Origin of the sequence: uncultured Capnocytophaga sp. (assembly GCF_963525585.1) — a bacterium.
Taxonomy (GTDB): Bacteria; Bacteroidota; Bacteroidia; order Flavobacteriales; family Flavobacteriaceae; genus Capnocytophaga.
The window spans coordinates 15,551-27,927 of the sequence record NZ_CAURLX010000031.1; the positions used below are offsets into that span (position 1 = coordinate 15,551).

General features: G+C 33.2%; 12 protein-coding genes. 7 read left to right on the forward strand and 5 right to left on the reverse strand.

Annotation, left to right across the window (positions count from 1 at the left end; translation table 11 throughout):
• Positions 1 to 5 precede the first annotated feature (5 nt).
• The 5 genes from rpoN to RYK20_RS07875 are packed head-to-tail and all read left to right on the forward strand — an operon-like array spanning position 6 to position 5,108.
• Complete coding sequence (rpoN, locus tag RYK20_RS07855; RefSeq protein ID WP_314895006.1) at positions 6 to 1,472, forward strand: RNA polymerase factor sigma-54; 1,467 nt, start codon at positions 6 to 8, stop codon at positions 1,470 to 1,472.
• Positions 1,473 to 1,482: 10 nt separating this feature from the next.
• Positions 1,483 to 2,268 (forward strand): polysaccharide deacetylase family protein, encoded by a 786-nt coding sequence (locus RYK20_RS07860; RefSeq protein ID WP_314895007.1) that lies wholly within the window; start codon positions 1,483 to 1,485, stop codon positions 2,266 to 2,268.
• Between the two features lie 34 nt (positions 2,269 to 2,302).
• Positions 2,303 to 4,048 (forward strand): ABC transporter ATP-binding protein, encoded by a 1,746-nt coding sequence (locus RYK20_RS07865; RefSeq protein WP_314895008.1) that lies wholly within the window; start codon positions 2,303 to 2,305, stop codon positions 4,046 to 4,048.
• A 27-nt stretch (positions 4,049 to 4,075) separates the two neighbouring features.
• Entirely contained in the window at positions 4,076 to 4,621 is a 546-nt protein-coding gene (locus tag RYK20_RS07870; RefSeq protein ID WP_314603076.1) for a hypothetical protein, read from the forward strand.
• Between the two features lie 19 nt (positions 4,622 to 4,640).
• The gene (locus tag RYK20_RS07875) at positions 4,641 to 5,108 is read left to right on the forward strand and encodes a hypothetical protein (RefSeq protein WP_314895009.1); all 468 of its coding nucleotides are present in this window, start codon (positions 4,641 to 4,643) and stop codon (positions 5,106 to 5,108) included.
• A gap of 228 nt (positions 5,109 to 5,336) precedes the next feature.
• Here RYK20_RS07875 and RYK20_RS07880 read toward each other — a convergent pair whose 3' ends face one another.
• From RYK20_RS07880 to RYK20_RS07890, 3 genes are read right to left on the reverse strand one after another with little or no spacing between them, the layout of a single operon-like run.
• A complete protein-coding gene (locus RYK20_RS07880; RefSeq protein ID WP_314895010.1) occupies positions 5,337 to 6,143 on the reverse strand; it encodes a hypothetical protein in 807 nt (268 codons plus the stop codon).
• Between the two features lie 17 nt (positions 6,144 to 6,160).
• Positions 6,161 to 7,753, reverse strand: coding sequence for a peptide chain release factor 3 (locus tag RYK20_RS07885; RefSeq protein WP_297979333.1), 1,593 nt, complete (start codon positions 7,751 to 7,753; stop codon positions 6,161 to 6,163).
• Between the two features lie 49 nt (positions 7,754 to 7,802).
• Positions 7,803 to 9,764, reverse strand: coding sequence for a M3 family metallopeptidase (locus RYK20_RS07890; RefSeq protein ID WP_314895011.1), 1,962 nt, complete (start codon positions 9,762 to 9,764; stop codon positions 7,803 to 7,805).
• 109 nt (positions 9,765 to 9,873) lie between these two features.
• Here RYK20_RS07890 and RYK20_RS07895 point away from each other — a divergent pair, with 109 nt between their 5' ends.
• A complete protein-coding gene (locus RYK20_RS07895; RefSeq protein ID WP_297979328.1) occupies positions 9,874 to 10,626 on the forward strand; it encodes a polyprenol monophosphomannose synthase in 753 nt (250 codons plus the stop codon).
• Position 10,627: 1 nt separating this feature from the next.
• Here the strand turns inward: RYK20_RS07895 and RYK20_RS07900 are convergent, their stop codons facing one another.
• Positions 10,628 to 11,434 (reverse strand): M48 family metallopeptidase, encoded by an 807-nt coding sequence (locus tag RYK20_RS07900; protein WP_314895012.1) that lies wholly within the window; start codon positions 11,432 to 11,434, stop codon positions 10,628 to 10,630.
• 118 nt (positions 11,435 to 11,552) lie between these two features.
• On the opposite strand from RYK20_RS07900, the gene RYK20_RS07905 reads away from it, so the two are divergent.
• Positions 11,553 to 11,870 (forward strand): chaperonin, encoded by a 318-nt coding sequence (locus RYK20_RS07905; RefSeq protein ID WP_314603081.1) that lies wholly within the window; start codon positions 11,553 to 11,555, stop codon positions 11,868 to 11,870.
• 162 nt (positions 11,871 to 12,032) lie between these two features.
• On the opposite strand, the gene rpsT is transcribed toward RYK20_RS07905, so the two are convergent.
• The gene (rpsT, locus tag RYK20_RS07910) at positions 12,033 to 12,290 is read right to left on the reverse strand and encodes a 30S ribosomal protein S20 (protein WP_311456418.1); all 258 of its coding nucleotides are present in this window, start codon (positions 12,288 to 12,290) and stop codon (positions 12,033 to 12,035) included.
• Between the last annotated feature and the right edge of the window lie 87 nt (positions 12,291 to 12,377).

Sequence of the window (12,377 nt, forward strand, 5' to 3'; positions counted from 1 at the left end):
ATAATATGTTAAAGCAACAACAACAACTTAAGATAACCCAAAAATTATCACCACAGCAGATTCAATTGATGAAATTGGTACAGCTCCCTACAATTGCTTTTGAACAAAGAGTAAAGCAAGAGTTAGACGAAAATCCTGCCTTAGAAATTTCTTCTGAAGAAACTTGGGAGGAAGAGGATAAGTATGATGATTCTTATGATGCTACAGATGAATATGAAGATAACCAAATAATCCAAGCAGATGCCATTAATGTAGATGAATATCTCAGTGATGATGAAATTCCTGAGTATCGCCTATATGCAAATAATAGTAATGAAGATGACTATGTACAACCTTATCGAGAAGAAGTATCCTTTCATCAGTATTTGATAGAGCAACTGAATACTTTTCGCCTAGGGGAGACTGATCGTGAAATAGCAGAATTCTTAGTGGGAAGTATTAATGATAATGGTTATATTAGGCGTAGTATGAGAGATATTGCTGATGATTTGGCTTTTACACAGAATATCTATACAGATGAACAGGAAGTAGAAAGAATCCTCAAAACAGTAATATTTCACCTAGAACCAGCAGGAATTGGAGCCAGAGACCTTCAAGAAAGCCTTATTATTCAGCTAAAGCATAAGCCACAAACACCTATTACAGAGCTGGCTATTCGTATATTAACAGAAAATTTTGAAACTTTTAGTAGAAAGCATTATGAGAAACTTTCTCAAAAGTATGAACTTTCGGATGAAAAATTAAAGGAAGTTATTCAAGAAATAGAAAAACTCAATCCTAAACCAGGAAGTTCCTATTCAGAAGGAGGAAAATTTACAGAACAAATAGTTCCAGACTTCACCATTCATATTGTAGATGGTCAATTAGAGCTTTCTCTTAATGGAAGGAATACCCCTGAGTTACATATTTCTCAGGAATATGCAGAAATGTTTAAAACTTATCGTGATTCTAACGAAAAAGATAAGCAAAAACAGAAAGAGGCGGTGGAATTTATCAAGCAAAAATTAGATGCAGCCAAGTGGTTTATTGATGCCATTAAGCAACGCCAGACGACTCTTTTGCTTACAATGAATGCTATTATGGAATATCAGAAGGAATATTTCCTAACAGGAGATGAGACTAAGCTCAAGCCTCTTATTCTTAAGGATATAGCAGAAAGTGTAAATCTGGATATTTCTACTATTTCTCGGGTAGCTAATAGCAAATTTGTGAGTACTCCTTATGGAACAAAAGCAGTAAGAGACTTTTTTTCAGAAGCTATCAAAAATGAAGAAGGGGAAGATATTTCTACAAGAGAAGTTAAGAAAATATTACAAACTATTATTGATTCAGAGGATAAGAAAAAACCCTATACAGATGATAAGCTAATGGAGATTCTCAAGGAAAAAGGTTACCCTATTGCCCGCCGTACTATAGCAAAGTATAGAGAACAATTAGATATTCCTGTGGCACGACTTAGGAAAGAACTCTAAAAAAATATGTATGATTTATCTTAGTTTTGATATTGAAGAATTTGATATGCCCAAAGAATATGGTTATGAAATAGATTTTGAAAGACAAATAACCATATCTCAGGAAGGACTTACTAAAATATTGGCTTTATTAGAAAAATATAATGTAAAAGCTACTTTTTTCTCTACAGTAATTTTTGCTCAGAATAGCAATAAACTAATTACTCAGCTTCTTGAACAAGGACACGAATTAGCTTCACATACTTATTATCATTCAGCTTTTGAAAATCAGGATTTATTGTCTTCTAAAAAGACTTTAGAAGAGCTATTTGGAGTACAAATTCAAGGATTACGAATGCCAAGAATGGCAGAAATCTCTTCTGAAGAGGTGAAAAAAGCGGGTTATCTTTATAATTCATCAGTTAATCCTACTTTTTTACCAGGAAGATATAATAAATTACATATTTCTAAGCGTTTTTATAAAGAAAATGGTCTATGGCAGATTCCTACAGCAGTGAGTTGTTTTAGAATTCCTCTTTTCTGGCTTTCTTTTCATAATTTTCCTCTTTGGATTTATCATTTTTTGTTATCAAAAGCTGTTCATTCGATAGGATACGCAACACTTTACTTCCATCCTTGGGAATTTACAGATTTACATCAGAAAGAATTTAATTTTCCATCATATGTAATGCGAAATTCAGGAGAACAAATGTGTGATAGATTTGAAAAATTATTACAGTTTATCCAGAAAAAAGATTGGAAAACAGGAATTTATAAGAATTTGATAGCAGAGCAAAGAAAGCTTGGTAATTCATAATTATTTACTACCTTTGCCCCCTATTTGAATAACTATGAAACACTTAGCTTATATTAATAAATATTTCTATAAATATAGGAAACAACTTATATTAGGGGTACTTATCACTATTATAGCACGTCTTTTCTCTTTGGTAATGCCTAAGAGTGTACAGTATGCTATAAAAGTAGTTGAGGATTATATGGAAAGCCCCAATAAAGAGGCAAATATAGGAAATACTCTCTTGCTTTATAGCTTGCTTATTATTACCGCAGTTATTCTTTCTGGTTTCTTTACTTTCTGGATGCGACAACTCATTATTAATGTATCAAGATACATAGAGTTTGATATGAAGAATGAAATCTATCAGAAATATCAGACACTTTCTCAGCGTTTTTATAAGCAAAATAGAACAGGAGATTTAATGAATCGCATCAGTGAAGATGTAGGAAAAGTACGGATGTATACAGGTCCTGCTCTTATGTATAGTGTACAGACAATTACTCTCTTTCTCTGTAGTATTCCGTTGATGTTCTACACCTCCACAACACTTGCTACTTATGCACTACTTCCATTGCCTATTTTGGCTTTTTTAGTTTATTTTATTAGTAGAAAAATAAACCAAAAAACTATAGAAGTACAAAAATTCCTTTCAGATATTTCTTCTTTTTCTCAAGAAACTTTTTCGGGAATACATACCATAAAAGCTTTTGTTATGGAGGAAGAAACACAGAAAAATGTAGATAAAATCAGTCAAGAGGGACGAAAGAAGCATTTAGCTCTTTTGAGAATAGAAGCATGGTTTTTTCCAATAATGATCTTTTTGATAGGAATTAGTATTATATTTGTTATTTTTGTAGGAGGACGTTTATATATCAATGGTGAGATTCAATCTATTGGAGTTATTACAGAATTTACAATTTATGTAATGATGCTTACTTGGCCTGTGGCTACTGTAGGATGGGTAAGTAATATCGTTCAGCAAGCAGAGGCTTCTCAAGGGAGAATTAATGAATTCTTAAATGAAAAATCTGATATAGAAACTACTATACAATATAGTACTCCTATTCAAGGAGATATCCGTTTTGAAAATGTTACTTTTACCTATCCAGATACACAAATTACAGCACTGAAGGAAGTTTCTTTTCATATTCCTCAAGGGAAAAATATTGCTATTATAGGGAGAACAGGGTCAGGAAAATCTACTATTTTAGACTTAATTACCCGAATGTATGATGTACAACAGGGACATATTTTTATAGATGGAAGAGATGTCAGATCTCTTAATCTGAATGATTTACGTAAGTCAATTTCGGTTATTCCTCAGGATTCTTTTCTTTTCTCAGATACCATTGGGAATAATATTAAATATGGTAAGTCAGAGGCTACACAGGAGGAGATTATAGCAGTAGCAAAACTGGCTCAAGTACATGATAATATTATGGATTTCAAGGATGGATATGAAACTATATTAGGTGAACGAGGGATTTCTCTTAGTGGCGGACAACGCCAACGTGTATCTATTGCTAGAGCATTGCTCAAGGAAGCACAGATATATCTTTTTGATGATTGTCTTTCAGCAGTGGATACCGATACAGAGGAAAAAATTCTCCATAATCTTACACAAATAGCCTATAATACTACTCGAATTATTGTCAGTCATCGTGTATCGGTAGCTAGAAATGCTGATTCTATTCTTTTTTTGGACAATGGGAAGCTTATAGGACAAGGAACACATCAAGAACTTTATGAAAATAATCAGGAATATCGTAATTATTACGATACTCAAGTGATAGAATAAATATTAATAATCAAAAATAACCTTATTATGAAAAGATATTCTTTTTTTATTTTAGTTTTTTGCTTAATATTAGTAGCCTGTTCAGATGGAAAACTTTCTTCTTCAAGGGCAAAGGAACTAATAGAAGATTCTTTAGAAGCAAAACCTTTATATGAGACAGCTCATTTTTCCCTAGGAGAAGTAAGGTATCGTACCCAAAAAGATGGAGATAAGATTAAACAACTTAAGAAATTGGAAGAAGATGATTATATCTCTATAGAGGAGCTGAAAGTAAAGAAAAAATGGCTCTCCAATGATAGTGTATGGGTAGTTAATATAAAATGTACAGATAAAGCATTACCATTCATAACAGAATTGAAAGAAAATAGAGCTAAAGTTAAGACTATAGAATATATTCTTACGGAAGAAATTCAAATAGAACAAAAAAATGAAAAAGTAGCCACTATCATAGCAACACTTCAGAAAAAAGAAACTCCTTTTGGCTTCCTAAGTAAGAAAAATAATGTACAAGACTATATTCAGAAGAAATTTAAGGCAAAGTATCAAGAAAAAGAATGGATTCTTACCAAATAATCAATAAAATTATAGTGTAATGAGAAAGATTACTTCTTTATTCCTCTTTCAGGCTCTAGCTTCAGTAATATCAGGTATATTAATTACTCAAATGTCCTTATTAGGGCGTGTAGGAATCCATACAATGTATCGCCAATTTATAGTTTTTCGTTCTTGGTGGAAGACAGCTCTATTGCTCTTTGTAATACAATGCTTACTTATAGGAGTCCTCTGGCTTATAAGGCAATATTCCTCAGGGAAGGCAGTAAAAAAGATTTCTGGATTATGCCTGCTTATAGGAATAATTGGGTTTGGTTTCACTTATTGGGATTTCACTACAACAATGCATAAGGTAATGAAAGCTCGTTTTCATTTTGGTTTTTATCTTTTTTGGATAGGATGGGGAGTAACTTGTTTGTATTTTATTCTGCAGAAAAGAGCTACATCATCTTCGGTAACTGAAATATCACCATCTCTGCCTCAAGATAGGGAAGAGGAACTAATGTAAGATATTTTTTTCAAAAAAAACAAAGTAGAATAAAGTTTTAATCAAATAATGGAAATCTTTTTTGCTTCATAGCCTTTTGGAATATTTTAAAAGTGAATATAATTTTCTTTACACATCATAGAGATGAGTTTTTAGTACGAATTACATAATCAGTGAATTAGGGAGAGATAGGGTAGGAGCGACACGATCGCATCATCGGTAGGTTTAATAATTTCAATAATTGAAATTTTATTCATAATATATTATTTTTCTCTCTTCAATAAGGACTTCTTTGTCTAAGTCTAAGTCTTGTAGCAAGAATTTCTTTGTCCAATTATTATGAGAATCATAGGAATAAATATATGTTTTTGTATCTATTAGAGTACTATCTCTATAATTTTGTTCTTCTGTTATATTATTGTTTGTATCATATCTGAAAATATTCTTTGAAACAATTATATTATCATTTTTTAATATTATAGATACTAAATGATTCTCCTGATCATATAAATATTCCTTTTTTTCAATATATTCTTTCCGATTAGAAGATATTTCCATTTCAATAAGTCTGTTTTTAGAGTCATATTTTTGCGCTATCTTTTCATCAAATTTGTCTTTATTATAATAAAGATAAACCTCAGACTCATTGCCCTTACTATCATAATTATACACTAACTTTTTGTAAAGTTTCCCTTGTGCATAAGTTGCCCATTCCTTCAAATATCCATACCTATTATATTTGTAGTCAGAATAATATTCTTCTTTTCCTTTTTTGTTATATCCTATTTCTTTTATCTTATTGCCTTTTTTTGTATATAGGATATTTCTTCTTAGTTTTTCTCCATCCTCCAAATATACCGTTTCTTCTATTAGATATCCTTCCTTATCATATAGATATTCTCTTTCACCAAAAGAATTAACTATACAAATACTTTTCACTTTTCCTTTCAAATTTTCTTTTTCCCAATCTGTTTTATGCTTTTTATATTGAATATTTTGACTTTCACAATTTGCAAAAAAAAATAAAAAGACAGAAAAAAACATTATATTCTTCATCTTATTTATAAAAAATATTAATCAAACTCTGAAGTAAAATGTAATTTCAGACTAGGATACTTTTGTTTGACCATTTCTATAGAGAAAGAAGAATCTGCTAAGAATACTAGCTGTCCTTGCTTATCACGAGCTAGAAATTTCTGTTTGACACGTAAGAAATCTAAATAATCAGGATCTTTAGGATTTTCTGGGGCTTCTATCCAGCAAGCTTTATAGATGGGGAAATTTTCATAACTACATTTAGCCCCATATTCGTGCTCCAATCGGTATTGGATTACTTCATATTGGAGTGCTCCTACGGTTCCTATTACCTTTCTACCATTGAAATCAAGAGTAAAGAGCTGAGCCACACCTTCATCCATCAGCTGGTCAATACCTTTTTCTAATTGCTTAGATTTAAGAGGGTCAGCATTATTAATATACCGGAAATGCTCTGGCGAGAAACTTGGAATTCCTTTAAAATGAAGGAGTTCTCCCTCAGTGAGGGTATCTCCTATTTTGAAATTTCCAGTGTCGTGTAAGCCCACAATATCTCCAGCATATGAAATATCAACAACTTCCTTTTTCTCAGCGAAGAAAGCATTAGGGCTGGAGAACTTAAGTTTTTTTCCTAAACGCGTATGCAGATAAGGCTTATTGCGCTCGAAAGTACCTGAAACAATCTTCACAAAAGCCAATCGATCACGATGATTAGGATCCATATTAGCGTGTATCTTAAAGACAAATCCAGTAAAATTACTTTCGTTAGGAGTTACTAAGCGTTCTTCACTAGCCTTAGGGCGTGGAGAGGGAGCTATTTCTACAAAACAATCAAGAAGTTCTCTTACACCAAAATTATTCAGAGCAGAACCAAAGAATACAGGCTGTTGTACCCCATTAAGGTAAGCCTCTCGGTCAAATTGAGGATATACTTCATAGACGAGCTCTAGATCACTTCGTAAATTTTTAGCAGACTGTTCAGAGATAATTTTCTCTAATTCAGGACTATTTATATCATCAAAAGAGATAGTTTCTTCTATATTTTTGCGACTATCTCCTGAGAAAAGATTGATATTCTTTTCCCAAATATTATAAATTCCTTTGAAGTCATATCCGATACCAATGGGAAAGCTTAAGGGAGTTACTCGTAAGCCTAATTTTTGTTCTACTTCATCTAAAAGGTCAAAAGCGTCTTTTCCTTCTCTGTCGAGCTTGTTGATGAATACAATCATAGGAATATTCCGCATACGGCATACCTCTACTAACTTTTCTGTCTGTTCCTCAACCCCTTTGGCGACATCAATCACAACAATTACACTATCTACAGCCGTTAGCGTACGGAAAGTATCTTCTGCAAAATCCTTGTGTCCTGGAGTGTCTAGAATATTGATTTTATGTTCTTTATAGTTAAAAGCGAGTACTGAAGTAGCTACCGAAATACCTCGTTGACGCTCTATTTCCATAAAGTCAGAGGTAGCTCCTTTTTTTATTTTATTGGATTTCACAGCTCCAGCCTCTTGGATAGCTCCCCCAAATAGAAGTAGCTTCTCAGTAAGTGTTGTTTTTCCAGCATCAGGGTGTGATATAATACCGAAAGTTCGGCGCTTTTGTATTTCTATTTCTAACGACATTTTATGAATCTAAATTATTTAAAACTATTAAAGGATAATATTATTAAAATTAAAAAGGAAGTCTTCCGCTAAAAGCTTTGTAAATGGTCTGGTAGTCCATTGTATTTCCTTTCGATAAGATTTCTTTTCGGAAATGTTCCCCATTTTCTCGAGTAAGCCCATTATTTTCCTCAAACCACTGATAGGCATCACGAGCAAGCATTTCAGAATACTGATAGGCATAATAGCTGGCAGCATATCCGCCTCCAAAAATATGAGAAAAATAGCTAGAACGATAGCGAGGGGGCACTTCTTTAGGGAATTTTTCTAGAGCTGTTTGTTCAAATAAAGTAACTTCTTCCACAGAATCATCCAAGGATAAGGTATGCCACTTCATATCCAAATAGGCAGATGCTAATACCTCACAGAAAGCATATCCTTGATTAAAAGTTCTAGAATCTTTCATCTTTTTGATAAGAGAGTCATCAATTACTTTATTTGTTTGATAATGGACAGCATAATTTTTAAGAATAATAGGATGTAAAGCCCAGTTTTCATTGAACTGAGAAGGAAATTCTACAAAATCCCTAGCCACGGCTGTTCCTGCTAGAGAAGCGTATTTTTGTTCAGCAAAGAAAGCGTGTAGAGCGTGTCCAAATTCGTGGAAGAGAGTCTCTACTTCACTGAAAGTAAGCAGGCAAGGAGAGCCTTCTTTAGGTTTTATATAATTACAGACATTATAAACGACAGGTTTCTGTTCGAAGAATTTTGAAGGAGTAACCAAGCAACTCATCCAAGCCCCTCCTTTTTTCTCCTCTCGAGCATAAAAATCTCCATAGAAAAGTCCTAAAGGTGTGTTGTCCTCTTCAAAGAGCTCATACACAACTACATCGGGATGATATACAGGTAAGTCTGTTCTTTTCTTAAAGGTAATTCCATAAAGAAGAGTAGTTGCATAGAAAACGCCTTTTTCGAGAACATTAAATAACTCAAAATAAGGTTTTAGCTCATTTTCATCAAGGTTATAATTATTTTTTCGGATTTTTTCAGTATAATAGTTCCAATCGTAAGGCTGAATAGCTTCTGAAAGGGTATTTTCTTTTAAAATTTTAGCTTCTTCTTTTACTTTTTCAAAGGTATGGGGCATCATCTGGTCAAAGAAAGCCCAAACAGTCTCTGGGTTTTTAGCCATACTTTTCTGCAGAGACCATTCAGCATAGTTTTTATAACTTAACAGATTTGCCTTTCTCTTACGCAAAGTAATGATATCTAGGATAATATTTTCTGTAGCATAGGCTCCCCGAGAGGCACGATTCCACGCCACATCAAACACGCGTTTTCTGGTCGTTTCATTCTCCAAAGAGGCAAGAATAGGTTGCTGCGTAGTGTTAATAATATCAATCTTCCAAGTTCCATCAGCTTGCTTGAGGGCTTGTTTTTCTTCATAGGAAAGTCCTTTGAGTTCTTCTTCATTATGAATGATAATACTTGCTTTCTTCCGAGCTTCTAGGGTGTAGAAGTTGAATTCATTAACAAGAGAAGCTAGCTGAGCATTGATTTTTTTAAGTTCTTCTTTTTTTTCTTCTGACAAATTGGCGCCGTAGAGTGTAAAATTGTCATAGTAATATTCTAGAAGACGAAGTGTTTCTGTATCCGAGTTAAGAGAATTTCGGTTGTTATAGAGATATTTTATACGCTGAAATAGACTGTCATTGAGGTAGATATTATCCTGATGAGTTGCAAATAATGGAAGAATCTCCTTTTCAGTACTTTGTATAATTTTATCTGTGTGGGCACTTGCTAATGCATAGAAGATATTACTTATACGACGGAGTTCTTGATTACTTTTTTCTAGAGGTAATAAGGTGTTTTCAATGGTTGGAATATCCTGATTTTCAATAATTTCTTTAATAGATAAGGTTTGTGAATCCATTGCTTCTAATAGAGAAGTCCTGAACTCCTCATTTCTAATTGAAGAAAAATCAGGAGTACCATAAGGAAGTGTGCTTTTCTGAGACAGAGAGGAAATCATAAGTATTTGTAATAAAAATATAAGCTATAATCTATATCAAAAATTATACCAAAAAGATTATTTGGAAAATAAAGACTATAATTGTAATTTTGCAGACTAATTTTGATAGATGAATATTTTTTCAGCAGAGCCCATTTCTGAAGGCTTAGTAATTATACCTACTTATAATGAGATAGAAAATATAGAACTTATAATAAAAGCTGTGCTGGAGCAGTCTTCCCTTTTTGATATCCTTATAGTAGATGATAATTCACCAGATGGTACAGGGCAAAAAGTAAGAGAATTACAAGTATTATACCCTAAAAGGCTTCACCTTACCGTTCGAGAGAAAAAAGCAGGTCTAGGAACTGCCTATATACATGGATTTCTCTGGGGACTTGAGAGTGATAAAAAATATAAATTCTTCTTCGAGATGGATGCTGACTTCTCCCATAATCCTAGTGATTTATTGCGTTTGTATCAAGAATGTAAAGATAATGGTGCTGATGTAGCTATAGGCTCACGGTATATAAGGGGTGTTAATGTGGTTAACTGGCCCTTAAGAAGAGTTTTACTTTCCTATGGTGCCTCTTTCTATGTAAGAATGATTACGGGAATGGAGGTAAAAGACCCTACGGCAGGTTTCATCTGCTACCGTAGGGAAGTCTTAGAAAAGATAGATTTCAATAAAATAAAATTTGTAGGATATGCTTTTCAGATAGAGATGAAGTATAAGGCTTATATTCATCACTTTCGTATTTCAGAGGTATCCATTATTTTCACAGATCGAACCAGAGGAAAATCCAAGATGAATGCTTCTATCATTAAAGAGGCGGTACTTGGGGTTCTAGTAATGAGAGTGCGACACCTTTTTGGTAGATAATTTATTGAAACTTAGTTACTCCATATTTTTTAGCCTCTTCTTTTACTTTAGGAGCAAGAGCCTTAAGGTTAGCAATACGAGAAGTGTTGGAAGGGTGAGTACTTAGTATTGAGCTCTCGCTACTATTTCCAGAGGCTGCACTCATACGTTCCCATAGTTTATATCCTTCATCGGGGTCATAGCCAGCTAGAGCCATAATTTGTAATCCTATAGCGTCAGCTTCTGTTTCATGACTTCTACTAAAAGGAAGCATTATTCCCACTTGTGTTCCAAGCCCATAGGCTGTATTAAACTGATTTAAGTATTTGCTGTCACTTAGGAGAATGTTTCCTGCAATAGCTCCTATCTGTTGGATGGTAGAAGCACTCATACGTTGAGCTCCGTGGTCTGCGAGTGCGTGGGCTACTTCGTGCCCCATAATAACAGCAATTCCTCGTTCATTCTTTGCGATAGGAAGAATACCTGTATAGAAGACAATTTTTCCACCAGGCATACACCAAGCATTTAATTCATTACTTTCTACCAGATTATATTCCCATCGGTAATCTTTCAAATAATCCTTATATCCATTCCTTTCCAACCATAGTTGAGAAGCCTTAGCAATGCGTTCTCCTACACGTTTTATCATTTCGGCATCCGATGTACCTTTTATTACTTTGTTGGAAGCTAAGAATTGGCTATATTGGTTAAAAGAAGTAGGAAAAAGCGAACTATTGGGAGTAAAATTTAGTGTTTGCTTCCCTGTAAAAGGATTGGTTTTACAAGCAGAAATCCCTAATAATAAGCCTATTAATGCAATTTTTTTCATATTTCTTATTTTAGATAAATTAAGTGGCAAATATACGGAAAAAAAATTTTTGAGAAAAAAACTTTTATAAGATTATTTTTTATACCTTTGTATTTGAATTAAATTAATATCAAAGCATATGAAACAGTTATTTGTGATGCTTGCAATGGCAATACTTCCTGTTGCTGTAAATGCCCAAGAACAAGCACAAAAAGCAGAGAAAGCTACCTCTAAGTCTTGTTGTAAAGAAGGTAAAAAAGATGGAAAATCTTGTTGTACAGAAGAGAACAAGAAAGATCCTAAATCTTGCTGTAATAAAGAAGGTAAAGATGAAAAATCTTGCAGTAAAAATGCTAAAGAAAAAAAATCTTGCTGCAAGGAAGGAAAAAAGGATGAAAAATCTTGTTCAGAGCCTAAATCAGGAGCTCAAAAAGGAGAAGTTAAGCCAACAATGTAATTCCAGAAAATTTGAAAAAAGTCTCTAAAAAATATTTTTTTAGAGGCTTTTTTATTTCTAACTTTACAGATATTTTTATAAGTAGATAGTATAAAAAGAAAAAAAGACTATTGAGAAAATAGTCTTTCAAGTATAACTAAAATGTAATTTTAAAAATAACTGTTAGGCAACTAATGAATTAACGTGTTTCATTAAGCTACTTTTGAGATTACCAGCTTTATTCTTGTGAATGATATTCTTTTTAGCTAATTTATCAATCATAGAAACTACATTAGGTAATAATTGTTTTGCTTCAGCTACATCAGTAGTAGTACGCAAGCGCTTTACAGCGTTACGAGCAGTTTTATGTTGATAACGATTTCTAAGGCGAACAGCCTCATTTCTTCTAATTCTTTTGATTGCGGACTTATGATTTGCCATTTCTTATCTTAAATTAAAAACTGGTATTTTTTTGTAGTCCGTAGGGGAATCGAACCCCTGTTACAAGGATGAAAACCTTGCGTCCTA